The following is a 13,198-nucleotide window of genomic DNA, read 5'->3' as shown; positions in this document are numbered from 1 at the left end:
ACGAACATGGACGACCGGGGATCACCATGGCGGCATGTGTCTCACGCGGACACTGCCGTACAAGACGCTCGCCGACTACTACGCCGAACAGATGCGCGCGACCATCGGCGACCGCGGTCCGGCCGAGCGCTTCATGGTCGCCGGCCTGCTGTCCCGGGTGTGATGGGGGACCAGACCGGAAATAGTTCCCGGCGGACAGGGGCGGCGCGGTCAGGTTTCCGGGCTGCGCCGTCGTTCCATGTTCTGGCTCTAACCACGGAAGTCTCGCCGGGCCGCCCGGGTACAGTCGAGGCGTGAGCGACATAGCCGCGGCCATCGAAGAGGGCGCGAAGAAGTCCGACGTCCTCTGGCTCACCCTCGATCGCCCGCGCCTGGCCTGGCACGCCTGGCACGAGGGTGCCATCTACCTCGTCACCGGGGGCGGCGAGCAGCAGTTGCCGGGTCTCGTGGGGCTCGACACCGTCCAGGTCATCCTGCGCAGCAAGGACAACGGCGCCAGGCTGGCCGACTTCGAGGCCGAGGTCCGGGTGGTCGACCAGGCGGCGGCGCCCGAGGCCATCGCGGCGCTGGCCAAGGGCCGGCTCAACGCCCCCGACAGCGAACACCTGACGGACCGCTGGGCGCGCGAGTCAACCGTACTGCGACTCACGCCCCGCTGACCGGCGCGAAGACCCACGCCGCGCCGACCAACTGCTCCAAGAGTCACACCGCGCTGACCGGCCGCTCGAGCTCGTCCTTGGGGAGCTCCGGGCTGACAAGCAGCGGGCTCGGCTCCGGCCGGTGGGCGGTGGCGGTCTGGGCGAGGAGGGCGCCCGTGAGGACGATCAGGCCGCCCACGATCTGGAACACACCCAGCGTCTCCCCCACCAGCGCCCACGCCACCACCGCGCCGCCGATCACCTCCAGCGAGGCCACCGTGGCGCCCACCGCCGCCGTCAGCCGCCGTACCGCGTTCACGCTCAGGATGTACGCGGCGATGGTGGCGATCAGCACCATCCACAGGTACGCCCCGAGCACCGGCAGCGTGTGGCCGCCCTCGGGGGCGGCGGTGCGGGTGAAGGCGTCCCACGGGATGTCCCACGGCCGGGAGAAGGGCACCAGGATCACGGCCGAGCCGACCAGGCCCCAGCCGATCAGCCCGAGGGGGTCGATGTCGTCGCCGAAGCTGTCGCTCATCAGGAAGTAGCCCGCGCAGCAGGCTCCGGCGAGCAGGGCGAGCAGCAGGCCCAGGGCGTCGAGTCGCAGGCCCTGCCAGGCCTCCACGACGATGGCGAGGCCCACCACCGCGGTCACGGCGCCGACGAAGGCCGCGCGGTGCAGCCGTACCCGGCGCACAAAACGTACCCAGAGCACCACCATCACCGGCGCCATGAACTCCAGCAGCAGCGCGATCCCCACCGGCAGCCGCGTGATGGCCACGAAGTAGAGCGACTGGACCGCGGCCACCGCCACCAACGCGTACAGGGCGAAGAACGGCAGCCGGGACCGCGGGATCCGCAGCGCGCGCGGCTTCACCACGGCCAGCACGGCCACCAGGAGCAGCCCCGCGCCCGCCATACGCACCCAGACGGCCTCGATCGGAGCCAGCCCGGCGGCGATCAGGTACTTGGCCATCGGCCCGGAGAAGGCGAAACAGCACGAGGACACGAAAGCCAGCGCAAGCCCTGAGTACTTCACGACCAAACCTCAACTCAGTAATCACCGTAAGCGACTTTTGATACTGTCATGCCAGGTGTCTGAAGCGCAACGCACCCGCACTGTTAGCCTGCTGACGTGAAGATCTTCGTGGCCCGCCTGGCGGGGACCCCGATCTTCGATCCCGCAGGCGATCAGATCGGCCGCATCCGAGACGTCGTGGTCGGCCCGCACGACGGCAATCCGCCGAGCGTGCACGGCATGGTGGTCGAGATCCAGCCGCGGCGCCGGGTGTTCCTGCCCATCACCAGGGTGCGCGGCATCGAGGCGGGCTCCGTGATCTTCACGGGCCGGCTGAACATGCGCAGATTCGAACAGCGCGACACCGAGACGCTGGTCATCGGCCAGATGCTCGACCTCACCGTGCGGCTCGACGGCGAACCGGTGACCGTCTACGACGTGGCGATGGAGGAGACCAAGCCGTCGTTCTGGCAGATCACCAAGGTGGCCGTCTACCGGGGCAAGCGGCGGCGCGAGACGCGGATCGTCGACTGGGGCGAGGTGACGGGGTTCGGCGTCCTGCAGAAGGACCAGGGGGCCGCCGGGCTGATCGCCGCCTTCGAGTCGATGCGGGCCGCCGACCTGGCCAGCGCCCTGCACGACCTGCCGGACAAGCGCCGGAACGAGATCGCCCGCGCCCTGGACGACGACCGGCTCGCCGACATCCTGGAGGAGCTGCCGCCCAGCGACCAGATCGCCATCGTGGGCGCGCTGGAGGTGGAGCGCGCCGCCGACGTCCTGGAGGCGATGGACCCCGACGACGCCGCCGACCTGCTGCACGACCTGCCCGACGAACAGGCGACCCAGTTGCTCGCGCTCATGGAGCCCCAGGAGGCGGCGCCCGTGCGGCGGCTGCTCACCTACGCCGACGACACCGCGGGCGGCATGATGACCAGCGAACCGATCATCCTGCCGCCCACCGCCACGGTCGCCGAGGCGCTGGCCAGCATGCGGCAGAAGGACCTGACGCCCGCCGTCGCGGCCCAGGTCTACGTGACCAGGCCGCCGACCGAGACGCCGACGGGCGCCTATCTGGGGGTGGCCCACTTCCAGCGGCTGCTGCGCGACCCACCGTCCACGCTGCTCGGCTCGGTCATCGATCCCTCGATCGACCCGATCAGGCCGGAGCTGACCGTGCACGAGGTCGCCTCCTACCTGGCGAACTACAATCTCCTGGCGGCCCCGGTCGTGAACGAGCTGGGCAGGCTCGTCGGCGCGGTGACAGTCGACGACGTACTCGACCACATGCTTCCCGAGGACTGGCGAGAAAGGGCCCATCGTGACGAGTGAACGCCTCGACCAGCCACGCGCGCTGCGCCGCTCGCTGCGCCCGCACTACGACCCGGAGGCCTTCGGCCGCCTGTCGGAGCAGATCGCCCGCTTCCTCGGCACGGCCCGGTTCATCGTCTACATGACGGTGTTCGTCGCGATCTGGGTGACCTGGAACATCGCCGCCCCACCGAACCTGCAGTTCGACTCCTACCCGTTCATCTTCCTCACGCTCATCCTGTCCCTGCAGGCTTCCTACGCCGCGCCGCTGATCCTGCTGGCCCAGAACCGGCAGGACGACAGGGACCGCGTCCAGTACGAGCAGGACCGCGCGGCGGCCGACCGCAACCAGGCCGACGTCGAATACCTGACCCGCGAGATCGCCGGGCTCCGGCTGGCGATCGGTGAGGTGGCCACCCGCGACTACCTGCGCTCGGAGCTGCAGCGGCTGACGGAGGAACTCAGGGAGCGGCGGTGATGGCCAGCTTGGCGAGCATCTCGCGGACCAGGCGGATCTCACCGGGCCCCAGCCGGTCGAGGAACTCCGACCTGATCCCGCGCAGGTAGGTGGGGGTGGCCTCGGCCAGCCGGGCCGCGCCCCGGTCCGTCAGCACCGCGAACAACCCCCGCGCGTCACTCGCGCACGCCTCGCGCGCCACCAGCCCGTCGCGCTGGAGCCGGTCGATGAGCCTGGTCAGGCCGCTGCGCGAGAGCAGCACTCGGCCGGCCAGGTCGTTCATCCGCAGCCGCCGCCCCGGCGCCTCCGACAACTGGGTCAGCACGTCATAGGAGGCCAGCGGCAGGCCGTGGGCCACGAGCAACTCGGCCTCCAGATGGCGGGTGATGTGCACCTGGGCCCGCTGCAGCATCCGCCAGACCGTCAGCTCCTCGGTGGTCAGGCCCTCGTCGCGCTGAAGAGTCACGGAGTAACCTTAGAACGTTGCACGGACACCTAAACAGTTCGGATTATCCGCACGGGGTCCCTGGTTCATACGATGGAGGGGCATCCTCGCCGGCGTGCAGCGCCCGGTCACACATATACGACTAAGGAGGGACGGCACTCCCTCGTGCCGAGACTTCGATGGCACCAACACAGGAACAGGTGACGGCAGCTCTCGCCACCGTCATCGACCCCGAGATCCGTCGTCCGATCACCGATCTCGGCATGGTCAAAAGCATCGACATCGGTGCCGACGGTGTCGTGCGCGTGGGTGTCTATCTCACCGTGTCCGGATGTCCGATGAAGGACACCATCCGGCGCGACGTCGCCACCTCGATCACCAAACTGGACGGTGTCACGGGCGTCGAGATCGAACTCGACGTGATGAGCACCGAGCAACGCAAGACGCTCCAGACCAAGCTGCGTGGCAACCGGGGGCCCGAGAAGGAGATCCCCTTCAACCAGCCGGGCTCGCTGACCCGGGTCTTCGCGGTCGCCAGCGGCAAGGGCGGGGTGGGCAAGTCGTCCGTCACCGTCAACCTGGCCGCCGCCATGGCCGCCAGCGGCCTCAAGGTCGGCATCGTCGACGCCGACATCTACGGCCACAGCGTGCCGCGCATGCTCGGCGCCTCGGAGCGCCCCACCAAGGTCGAAGACATGATCATGCCGCCGATGGCGCATGACATCAAGGTCATCTCGGTGGGCATGTTCAAGCCCGAGGGCAACAGCGCGGTGGTCTGGCGCGGGCCGATGCTCGACCGCGCGCTCCACCAGTTCCTCGCCGACGTCTACTGGGGCGACCTCGACGTCCTGCTGCTCGACCTGCCGCCGGGCACCGGCGACATCGCCATCTCGGTGGCGCAGCGGCTGCCGTCGGCGGAGATCCTCGTCGTCACCACCCCGCAGATGGCCGCCGCCGAGGTGGCCGAGCGGGCGGGCTCGATCGCCGCGCAGACGCACCAGCAGATCGCCGGTGTCATCGAGAACATGTCCTGGCTGCCGTGCCCGCACTGCGACGAGCGCATCTCGGTGTTCGGCGAGGGCGGCGGCCAGACCGTGGCCGACGCCCTGACCCAGATTCTGGGCGCCCGCGTCCCCCTTCTGGGCCAGATCCCGATCGACCTGCGCCTCCGCGAGGGCGCCGACGAGGGCAAGCCGCTCGTGCTGACGGACCCCGACTCTCCGGCCGCGGCCGAGCTCCGCACCATCGCCGCCGGCCTGAGCAAGCGCTCCAGCAGCCTCAAGGGGCTCCAGTTGGGGCTCTCTCCAAACCGCTGATGCTAGTTAGGGCCCGCTCCCAGAGCGGGCGCTGACGCAGCTAGGGCCCGCTCCCAGAGCGGGCCCTACAATCTTTCAAGCCCTTTGTTTTACGGCAGGCCCGGTGAGCCCCACCCGCCGCGCGGGGCCGGGCTCTGTCCAGGGGGACGCTCCTCCGGTGGAGGTGGCGGGGCGCCGTGACGAGACGGTGAGACCGCCCGCGTGGAATGCGCGCCTCAGGTGGCTTCCGCGTCATAGGGAGGCAGCTCGCCATAGCCCAGCTCGTCGACCGGCTCCGCGGTGTAAGGAGCGGTGGCCGGTTCGAGCTGCGGGGACTTGTTGGTCCAGTCGTCTTCGTCTTCCAGCAGGTGCTTGCGGACGAAGTTCTTGGGGTTGAGGTCGCTGGGGTCGAAGTTCTGGAACTCCGGGCCCAGGCCCGCCCGCAGGTCGTCTCGCGCGTTGTTGGCCATCCGGCGCAGGTTACGCAGCGTCTTACCGGCCTGCGAGGCCGCCTGAGGCAGCTTGTCGGGACCGAAGACGAGCAGCGCGATGACGATCAGCGCTCCGACCTCCAACCACCCGAGTCCGAACACCGTGAGCTCCTACCGCAGTCCAACCAGACCGGGGACAATCCCGACCCCTCCAGACTAAGGGCAATCGCCCTCACCCTGGCCGCCAGCCCCTGACCAAACAACCTCAAAACCGCAACATCCCGGGAAAACCGAGAACACGCCGGTCAACCGCAGACCACGCGGGCGGTCTCACCGTCTCGTCACGGCGCCTGGCCACCTCCACCGGAGGAGCGTCCCCCTGGACAGAGCCCAGCCCCGCACGGTGGGTGGGGCCCACCGTGCTTGCCGTAAAACTGCCGTAAAAAGGTCTTCGACCGATCAGGACGGCGTCGGCGCGGGGCTGTCGTCAGCGGTGACCGTTAGTTTGGCGGTGCGTTGCTGGCCGGCGCGTTGGTACTTGATGGTGATCTGGGAGCCGGGAGCCTTGCTGCGGATCAGGGCGATCAGCTCGTTGCCGTCCTGCAGCGTCAGCCCGTCGATCTCCAGGATCACGTCGCCCGCCTTGAGGCCCGCCTTCGCGGCGGGGCCGTTCTCGTCCACCGGCGCGCGGCCTTCGACGCGGTCCGAGGCGATGCGGACGCCCTGGCCCTTGTAGTCCTTGTCCAGGACGATGCCGATCTTCGGGCGCTTGGCCTTGCCGGTCGTGATGATCTCCTCGGCGACGCGCCGCGCCTGGTTGACCGGGATGGCGAAGCCGAGGCCGATGCTGCCGCCCTGGCTGCTCATGGAGCGGCTCAGGGTGGCGATCGCGGAGTTGACGCCCACGACCTCGCCCTTGCCGTTGACCAGCGGGCCGCCCGAGTTGCCGGGGTTGATCGCGGCGTCGGTCTGGATCGCGCTGATGTAGGCGGGTTCCTCGGTGCTGGTGCCGCTCTCGTCGCCCGCGATGACCGGGCGGTTCAGTGAGCTGACGATGCCGGTGGTCACCGTGCCGGTGAGGCCGAGCGGGGAGCCGATCGCGATGACCGGGTCGCCCACGACCACCTGGTCGGAGTTGCCGAGGTTGATCTCAGGCGTGCCGAACGTCTCTTCCGGCTTGACCACGGCCAGGTCGGAGCCCGGGTCACGGCCGACGATGCGACCCTTCGTGGTCTTGCGGTTGTTGAACATGATCTGGATGTCGCCGCCCTTGGCGGCCGGGGCCACCACGTGGTTGTTGGTGACCACGTAGCCGTCCTTGATCAGGAAGCCGGAGCCCGACACGCCCTCGGCGCTGCTGGCGTTGACCTCCAGCGAGACGACGCTGGGCAGCACTCGCGAGGCCACGCCGGCGACGGAGTCGGGGGCCCGGTTCGTGGCGGCGCTCGGGATCGGGCCGAGGCTGTAGGAAGGGTCGGTGCCGCCGCTGCTCGACCTGGTCATCAGGTAGGTGCCGACGCTGCCCAGCCCCGAGGCGACCAGGGCGATGACGACGGCCAGCACGATCAGGACGCCGGTGCCGGGACCACGCCTGCCCGGCGCCCCCGCGAAGCCACCCTGCGGACCGGTGGGCGGTGGCGCCCAGCCCGCGCCCATGCCGAGCGCGCTGGGCGGTGGCGGCGGGCGCTTGTCGCCGCCGTAGGGCGGCGCCCCCGCCGGGTTGCCGAAGTAGGGGCTCTCGTAGGCGCGCGTGCTGTTGTGCGGCGTCTCCTCGGCCCGCGCCTGGCCCGGGGCCGGGTAGGACGGGGTGCCGTAGGGCGGGGAGCCATAGGACGCGGTGTCCGCGGGACGGCCTGACGGGTCACCCCACCGGCCGCTCTCGAACGAGGCGGTCTCGGACCGCCATCCAGACTGCTCCGCCTGATCATCGGCGGGCAGGAACTCCGGCCGCCCCTGTGGGTCAGGGAAGTCCGACGGCATGCGTCCTTCAGGTGGGCGCGACTCGTCGGTCATCTAGATCTCACCACTCCTTGCCTCGGACACCGCAATCATGGTGTGAACGGCATACGAGAGTTGTAAAGCAATTGTCAGGCAATCCTGGAACATATGTGGACACCTGACAGATTCCCGAACTCAGATCGTATGCCCCTGACACCCTCGACTACGCCACACCGAGTATCCCAGGCATTCCTGGGAGCGGACCTCAGGATCAGGGCGTGGCGGTGGGCAGAGTAGTGGTCGGCGACGACGTGGGGGTGTGCCGAGCCTGCTCGAACATCTCGGCCGGCGGAGCCTGGGCGCTCTGGCCGACGCCGGAGACGGCGAAGAAGGTGCCGAGCGCGACGGCCGCGGAGACCACGCCGACCGCCACATAGGTGCTGCGCCGCCTAGCCCCGCGGCCAGGACCCGAAGCGCCACCGGTCGCGTCCCTGCGCGGGCGGTTGTCCAGCGGGGCGATGCTGTACGGCCCAGGGATCGGGACCCCGCCGAACGTCCGGGTAGGGAAAGGCCGCTCCCTGGGCGGCATCGGGCCGCCGGGCTCGGACATCCGCAGCAGCGACATGGTGAGATCGGCCGGCATCACCGGGCCGTCGAGCGAGCGCAGGCGCGACTTCAGCGCCCGCATCGACTCGACCTCTCTCCGGCAGTCGCCACAAAAGGTCAGATGAGCTAGAGCGCGGTCGCGTTCGGTGTGATTCAGCTCACCGTCCACGAGCGCGGAAACACGTTCTCCAAGATGCGACATATCAGACTTCCTCCCCACGGGTTCCCGATGGGAATGATGGCGGGGGGAGTTGGGAATTACGGGGGGCCCGGTGATCGAGCGCCTCCCGCAACTGCGCCCGGCCACGGTGAATACGGCTTCGGACCGTACCCAGCTTGACGCCGAGCGTGGCCGCGATCTCCTCGTACGACAGACCTTCGATGTCACACAGCACGATCGCGGCCCGGAACTCCGGTGCGAGCGCGTCGAGCGCGGCCTGGATGTCCGGCTCAAGGTGAGCGTCATCGAACGCCTGCGCCGGTGACGGCTCGCGCCCGCGCAGCCGTTCGGCCGCGTCGTCGGCGAGCCCCTCGAACCGGATGCGCTGCTTGCGCCGCGCCATGTCGAGGAACAGGTTCGTCGTGATCCGGTGCAGCCAGCCCTCGAACGTTCCGGGGGTGTAACTCGATAGGGACCTGAAGACCCGCACGAAGACCTCTTGGGTCAGGTCTTCGGCATCGTGGACGTTGCCGGTCAGGCGATACGCCAGCCGGTATACGCGTGCGGAGTGAGTCCGCACCACTTCCTCCCAGGTGGGAGGAGTCCAGTCAGACACGGGAGTATCGGCCTGGTGGTCACTTTCGTCCACCAGAACTCCTCTCATTGGGACCACCGCTACCGCCATAGTGCCTGGTTTCGTCCCTTCGTGCGTACTGCCTGCCTTCCGGACCGGCAAAGCCCGTTTAAACCTGCAACGCCTCGAGGCCGTCTTGAGTTCCCGTCCCGGCGTGTCTCCCCTAGGCTGCGATCGGTGACCAATCGCACGAAAGTGGGGGGAGGAGGCCGATGACCAGTCCGGTAGAGGCCACTCTGGCCTATGCGGAGCAGTTCCATCATGAAGATGAGATCCTGCACGCGGCGCGGCTGCGCGGCCTGGAGATGGGTGCCACACCCATCCTTCCCGGGGGCGGAGCGGCGCTCTGCTTCCTCGCCACGGCCGTCAACGCCAAGTCGGTCGTCGAGATCGGCACCGGCTGCGGCGTCTCAGGTCTCTGGCTGCTGCGCGGCATGCGCCCCGACGGCACGCTGACCAGCGTCGACGTGGAGCAGGAGCATCAGCGGCTGGCCAGGCAGGCGTTCGCGGAGGCCGGGTTCTCCGGCGGGCGGGTGCGGCTGATCGCCGGCCGGGCGCTCGACGTGCTGCCCCGGCTCTCCGACGGCGGCTACGACATGGTCTTCGCCGACGGCGCCAAGCAGGAGTACGCCGACTACCTGGCCGAGGCCGTCCGGCTGCTGCGCGTGGGCGGCATCGTCGCCTTCGACAACGTCCTCTGGCACAACCGTGTGGCCGACCCGACGCAGCGCGACCCCGACACGGTCGCGCTGCGCGAGCTGGGCAAGCTCGTGCAGTCCGACGACCGCCTGCGCGCGCTGTTGATGCCCCTGGGCGACGGACTGCTCGCCGCCGTCAAGACCGCCTCATAGCGGGTCGGCCACTCCGGTAACCCGCGCACGCCTAGCGCGTCAGCCACTCCAGCAACACGCGCACGCCGAACCCGGTCGCGCCCTTGGTCAGCACACCGTCGTCCACGGTGCTGCGCCCGACGCCCGCGATGTCGAGGTGCGCCCACGGCCGCTTGCCCGCGAACTCCCTCAGGAACAACGCCGCCGTGATCGACCCGGCCCCATAGGTGGAACCGCTCTCGACGTTGGCCAGATCCGCGATGGGCGAGTCCAGCGCCGGCGCGTAGTCGTCGATCAGCGGCATCCGCCACAGCCGGTCGTCACTGACCTGCCCCGCGTCGACCAGCCGCCGGGCGAGGTCGTCGTCGGTGGCGTAGACGGCGCCGTAGCCGCGGCCCAGCGCGACGGTGATCGCCCCGGTGAGCGTGGCGATGTCGACGACCGCGTCGGGGTCGAGCTCGGCGTCGGCGTAGGCGAGCGCGTCGGCCAGCACCAGCCGGCCCTCCGCGTCGGTGTTGAGCACCTCGACCGTGCGTCCGCCGTAGTGCTTGATGACGTCGCTGGGCCGCTGGGCCGTACCCGAAGGCATGTTCTCGGCCGACGCGATCAGGCCGGTGACCCGCATCGGCGCGCCGAGCCGGGCGAGCGCGGAGATCACGGCGATCACCACGGCGCCGCCCGCCATGTCGGTCTTCTGGGTCTTCATGTTCTCGTTCGGCTTGAGCGACAGGCCGCCCGAGTCGAACGTGATGCCCTTGCCCACCAGCACGACATGCCGGTCGCTCGGCTCGGCCGGGGTGTAGGAGAGCTGGATGAGGCGGGGCGGGTTGGCCGAGCCCTGGCCGACGGCCACGATGCCGCCGAAGCCGCCCGCCTGGAGCTGCTCCTCGTCCCAGACGCGTACCGGCACGTCGTGCTCGGCCGCGCGTTCGGCCAGCCAGGCCGGGTTCTTGACCGACGCGGGCGTGTTGGTCAGGTCGCGGGCCAGCGCCACCGCCTGGGCCACGGTCTCGCCCCGCCGCACCGAGCCCTCGTCGGCGCCCACGAACGTCAGCGCGCGCACGGGCAGCTTGCCCGGCGCGCCGATCTTGAAGGTGTACGCCGCCAGCAGCGCCGCCTCGGCGAAGGCCGTCACGTCGCCCTGCGGCGGCACCACGGCCAGCGCCTGCTTGCCCTTGGCCTTGCGGGTGAGCGCCGCCGCCGCCTTGCGCAGCGCGCGCGGCGAGCCGTCGCCGACCCCGTACAGGAGCACCCGGCCGACACCGCCCTCCCGCGCCACCGGGACCTCGATCACCTCACCCGCCTCGCCCTTGGCGTCGTAGTGCGCCAGCAGGGCGGCCACCGGCACGTGCAGGTCGAGCTCGACGGCGGGAACGAGATCGGCGTCAAAAGGCACCGCCAGCAGCTCGACGTCCGCTGGGACGTCGGCCACCACCGATGCCGTGGTCTCAATGGGCACGGAACTCCACCTCAAACGTCGGCGGCCCTGGCGCGGATGCACGCCAGGGCCGGGAAACGACCTGTGTCTCGGGAAACTCTCAGCCGACGACGTTCTTCAACGCCTCGCCGAGCGCCTTCGCCTCGTCGGCGGAAATCTCCACGACGAGCCGGCCGCCACCCTCCAGGGGGACCCGCATAACAATGCCGCGCCCTTCCTTGGTGACCTCCAGCGGACCATCGCCGGTCCGCGGCTTCATCGCCGCCATGCGTGCATCCCTTCCTGCCTTGGGCTCCCGCGGCCCGCGATTTCGACCGCCCGTGAGGATGGCCGACGCATTCACGTCATCTGTGATGTCCTATTCTCCCGCATCGAGAGCGCTCATGGGTAACGATCTCCTCCCAGAATGCGTTGTCCCGGCTGGCGAAGGCGTCCAAACTGGACTTCGTGCACGCTCGCGCCGCTCTGTTCGACCTCTATGGAGACCACCTGCGCTCGCGCGGTGGACAGGCGTCCGTGGCCGCGCTGGTACGGCTCATGAAGCCCTTGGAAATCGCCGCTCCAGCCGTACGGACCGCTGTTTCCCGCATGGTGCGGCAAGGCTGGCTGCAGCCCGTCAGGCTGCCCCAAGGCGCTGGTTACGGACTTACGCCGAAGTGCGTCAGACGCCTGGACGAGGCGGCGTTGAGAATTTACCGAGCCGGAACTCTGAGCTGGCGTGGCCGGTGGCACGTGATCGTTTTGGGGCCGGTCAAGGACCGTCCGCGCAGGGAGCGGATCCGCGCCGACCTGACGTTCCTGGGTTACGCCGCGCTGTCGGAGACGACCTGGATCGGTCCGCGTTCGTCGATCGAACTGGACAATCTGCTGGAGACTGAGAGCGTGCACGCCGACCGATTCGACGCGGCGCTTGAGGGCGACCCGCGCGAACTGGTGGCCCGCGCCTGGGATCTGACCGCCATCGGCGCGGCGTACGAGCACTGGCTGTCGGAAGCTGCCAATCTGGTCGGCGCGCTGCCCGGCGGCGCCCCGGGTGATCAGGTGTTCGCGACCAGGAGCAGGCTCGTGCACGGATGGCGCAACTTCCTGTTCCAGGATCCCGGCCTCCCGCCGGAACTCCTGCCACCCGGCTGGCCGGGCGAGAAGGCCAGGGCCTACTTCGAGCAGGAGGCGGGCCGCCTGCTGCCCGCGGCCGCCGCGTTCGTCGACAGGGAGCTACCTTGATCCGCTATGACGTGACCGATGCCGTCGCCACCATCACACTCGACCGGCCCGACGCGATGAACTCTCTGACCGCCGAGCTGAAGACGGCTTTGCTCGACGCGCTGCACCGCGCCGCCGCCGACCCCGAGGTCCGCGCGGTGCTGCTCACCGGCTCGGGGCGGGCCTTCTGTGCGGGCCAGGACCTGCGTGAGCACGCCGACAACCTGGAGGCGGGCCGCGGCCTGGCCGACACGGTCCGCGAGCACTACAACCCGATCGTGGAGCTGATCACCACGATGGCCAAGCCGGTCGTGGCCGCGGTCAACGGCGTGGCCGCCGGGGCGGGCGCCTCGCTGGCCTTCGCCTGCGACCTGCGGGTGGCCTCGGAGAAGGCCAAGTTCGCGATGGCGTTCACCGGGATCGGCCTGGCGCCCGACTCGGGCGCGTCGTGGACACTGGCCCGTCTGGTCGGCCTGGGGCGGGCGAGCGAGCTCCTGCTGCTCGGCGAGCCGCTCGGCGCGGCCCGCGCGCTCGAACTGGGCGTGGTCACGCGGGTGGTGCCCGCCGACGACGTGCTCAAGACCGCCCAGGAGCTGGCCGTACGGCTGGCGGCGGGGCCGACCATGGCGTTCGCGGCCACGAAACAAGCGCTGGCCTACGCCACGACGCACTCGCTGCCCGAGACCCTGGCCTTGGAGGCCGACCTGCAGGACGCGTGCGTGGGCACCCAGGACCATCTCGACGCCACCCGGGCCTTCCTGGTCAAGGAGCAGCCGTCGTTCCACGGCCGCTGACCC

At 69.8% G+C, this 13,198-nt stretch carries 16 protein-coding genes and 1 pseudogene; 8 read left to right on the top strand and 9 right to left on the bottom strand.

The window, feature by feature from the left end; all coding sequences use genetic code 11:
• Positions 1 to 34: 34 nt before the first annotated feature.
• Both KLK06_RS61825 and KLK06_RS34425 read left to right on the top strand, forming a co-directional pair.
• Positions 35 to 163 carry a hypothetical protein gene (locus KLK06_RS61825; RefSeq protein ID WP_284735213.1) on the top strand — a complete coding sequence of 43 codons (129 nt, stop codon included), beginning with the start codon at positions 35 to 37 and terminating at the stop codon, positions 161 to 163.
• Positions 164 to 293: 130 nt separating this feature from the next.
• The gene (locus tag KLK06_RS34425; RefSeq protein ID WP_250906422.1) at positions 294 to 659 is read left to right on the top strand and encodes a hypothetical protein; all 366 of its coding nucleotides are present in this window, start codon (positions 294 to 296) and stop codon (positions 657 to 659) included.
• Positions 660 to 702: 43 nt separating this feature from the next.
• On the opposite strand, the gene KLK06_RS34420 is transcribed toward KLK06_RS34425, so the two are convergent.
• Positions 703 to 1,677 carry a DMT family transporter gene (locus KLK06_RS34420; protein ID WP_214639761.1) on the bottom strand — a complete coding sequence of 325 codons (975 nt, stop codon included), beginning with the start codon at positions 1,675 to 1,677 and terminating at the stop codon, positions 703 to 705.
• A 96-nt stretch (positions 1,678 to 1,773) separates the two neighbouring features.
• On the opposite strand from KLK06_RS34420, the gene KLK06_RS34415 reads away from it, so the two are divergent.
• Positions 1,774 to 2,985, top strand: a complete 1,212-nt coding sequence (locus KLK06_RS34415) for a magnesium transporter MgtE N-terminal domain-containing protein (protein WP_308168576.1) — start codon at positions 1,774 to 1,776, stop codon at positions 2,983 to 2,985.
• On the top strand, positions 2,975 to 3,442 hold the full coding sequence (locus KLK06_RS34410; protein ID WP_214639760.1) for a DUF1003 domain-containing protein: 468 nt from the start codon (positions 2,975 to 2,977) through the stop codon (positions 3,440 to 3,442). Before KLK06_RS34415 ends, KLK06_RS34410 begins: the two co-directional genes overlap by 11 nt.
• Here the strand turns inward: KLK06_RS34410 and KLK06_RS34405 are convergent.
• On the bottom strand, positions 3,426 to 3,887 hold the full coding sequence (locus KLK06_RS34405; RefSeq protein ID WP_308168575.1) for a MarR family transcriptional regulator: 462 nt from the start codon (positions 3,885 to 3,887) through the stop codon (positions 3,426 to 3,428). The genes KLK06_RS34410 and KLK06_RS34405 overlap by 17 nt on opposite strands.
• A 158-nt stretch (positions 3,888 to 4,045) precedes the next feature.
• On the opposite strand from KLK06_RS34405, the gene KLK06_RS34400 reads away from it, so the two are divergent.
• Complete coding sequence (locus tag KLK06_RS34400) at positions 4,046 to 5,182, top strand: Mrp/NBP35 family ATP-binding protein (protein WP_214639759.1); 1,137 nt, start codon at positions 4,046 to 4,048, stop codon at positions 5,180 to 5,182.
• A gap of 215 nt (positions 5,183 to 5,397) precedes the next feature.
• Here the strand turns inward: KLK06_RS34400 and KLK06_RS34395 are convergent, their stop codons facing one another.
• The 5 genes and pseudogenes from KLK06_RS34395 to sigE all read right to left on the bottom strand — a co-directional run bounded on the left by KLK06_RS34395 (position 5,398) and on the right by sigE (position 8,960).
• Positions 5,398 to 5,754, bottom strand: a complete 357-nt coding sequence (locus KLK06_RS34395; RefSeq protein ID WP_214639758.1) for a sec-independent translocase — start codon at positions 5,752 to 5,754, stop codon at positions 5,398 to 5,400.
• A 297-nt stretch (positions 5,755 to 6,051) separates the two neighbouring features.
• Positions 6,052 to 7,605: a trypsin-like peptidase domain-containing protein gene (locus tag KLK06_RS34390; RefSeq protein ID WP_214639757.1), complete on the bottom strand. Its 1,554-nt coding sequence runs from the start codon at positions 7,603 to 7,605 to the stop codon at positions 6,052 to 6,054.
• Between the two features lie 196 nt (positions 7,606 to 7,801).
• Positions 7,802 to 8,218, bottom strand: a complete 417-nt coding sequence (locus KLK06_RS34385) for an anti-sigma factor (protein WP_250906522.1) — start codon at positions 8,216 to 8,218, stop codon at positions 7,802 to 7,804.
• Positions 8,219 to 8,245: 27 nt separating this feature from the next.
• Positions 8,246 to 8,338: pseudogene (locus KLK06_RS60375) on the bottom strand (zf-HC2 domain-containing protein); the annotation flags it as partial.
• A gap of 1 nt (position 8,339) precedes the next feature.
• Entirely contained in the window at positions 8,340 to 8,960 is a 621-nt protein-coding gene (sigE, locus tag KLK06_RS34380) for an RNA polymerase sigma factor SigE (protein WP_372451219.1), read from the bottom strand.
• A 182-nt stretch (positions 8,961 to 9,142) separates the two neighbouring features.
• Here sigE and KLK06_RS34375 point away from each other — a divergent pair, with 182 nt between their 5' ends.
• The gene (locus KLK06_RS34375) at positions 9,143 to 9,781 is read left to right on the top strand and encodes an O-methyltransferase (RefSeq protein ID WP_214639754.1); all 639 of its coding nucleotides are present in this window, start codon (positions 9,143 to 9,145) and stop codon (positions 9,779 to 9,781) included.
• Positions 9,782 to 9,812: 31 nt separating this feature from the next.
• Here KLK06_RS34375 and KLK06_RS34370 read toward each other — a convergent pair whose 3' ends face one another.
• Positions 9,813 to 11,219 (bottom strand): leucyl aminopeptidase, encoded by a 1,407-nt coding sequence (locus KLK06_RS34370; protein ID WP_214639753.1) that lies wholly within the window; start codon positions 11,217 to 11,219, stop codon positions 9,813 to 9,815.
• 79 nt (positions 11,220 to 11,298) lie between these two features.
• Positions 11,299 to 11,466, bottom strand: coding sequence for a DUF3117 domain-containing protein (locus KLK06_RS34365; protein ID WP_020545024.1), 168 nt, complete (start codon positions 11,464 to 11,466; stop codon positions 11,299 to 11,301).
• Positions 11,467 to 11,645: 179 nt separating this feature from the next.
• On the opposite strand from KLK06_RS34365, the gene KLK06_RS34360 reads away from it, so the two are divergent.
• Positions 11,646 to 12,422, top strand: a complete 777-nt coding sequence (locus KLK06_RS34360; RefSeq protein WP_308168574.1) for a PaaX family transcriptional regulator C-terminal domain-containing protein — start codon at positions 11,646 to 11,648, stop codon at positions 12,420 to 12,422.
• On the top strand, positions 12,419 to 13,195 hold the full coding sequence (locus tag KLK06_RS34355) for an enoyl-CoA hydratase-related protein (protein WP_214639751.1): 777 nt from the start codon (positions 12,419 to 12,421) through the stop codon (positions 13,193 to 13,195). The genes KLK06_RS34360 and KLK06_RS34355 overlap by 4 nt, the downstream gene beginning before the upstream one ends.
• Positions 13,196 to 13,198 lie beyond the last annotated feature (3 nt).

Origin of the sequence: Nonomuraea sp. NEAU-A123 (assembly GCF_018603905.1) — a bacterium.
Lineage (GTDB): Bacteria > Actinomycetota > Actinomycetes > Streptosporangiales > Streptosporangiaceae > Nonomuraea.
Note: the sequence above shows the minus strand (reverse complement) of the source record. Positions and strands in the feature narration are given on the sequence as shown.

Excerpts from the sequence above, each read along its gene's own strand:
- KLK06_RS34375 (WP_214639754.1), top strand. The coding sequence starts at position 9,143 with ATGACCAGTCCGGTAGAGGCCACTCTGGCCTATGCGGAGCAGTTCCAT.
- sigE (WP_372451219.1), bottom strand. The coding sequence starts at position 8,960 with ATGAGAGGAGTTCTGGTGGACGAAAGTGACCACCAGGCCGATACTCCC.
- KLK06_RS34385 (WP_250906522.1), bottom strand. The coding sequence starts at position 8,218 with ATGCGGGCGCTGAAGTCGCGCCTGCGCTCGCTCGACGGCCCGGTGATG.
- KLK06_RS34365 (WP_020545024.1), bottom strand. The coding sequence starts at position 11,466 with ATGGCGGCGATGAAGCCGCGGACCGGCGATGGTCCGCTGGAGGTCACC.
- KLK06_RS61825 (WP_284735213.1), top strand. The coding sequence starts at position 35 with ATGTGTCTCACGCGGACACTGCCGTACAAGACGCTCGCCGACTACTAC.
- KLK06_RS34390 (WP_214639757.1), bottom strand. The coding sequence starts at position 7,605 with ATGACCGACGAGTCGCGCCCACCTGAAGGACGCATGCCGTCGGACTTC.
- KLK06_RS34400 (WP_214639759.1), top strand. The coding sequence starts at position 4,046 with ATGGCACCAACACAGGAACAGGTGACGGCAGCTCTCGCCACCGTCATC.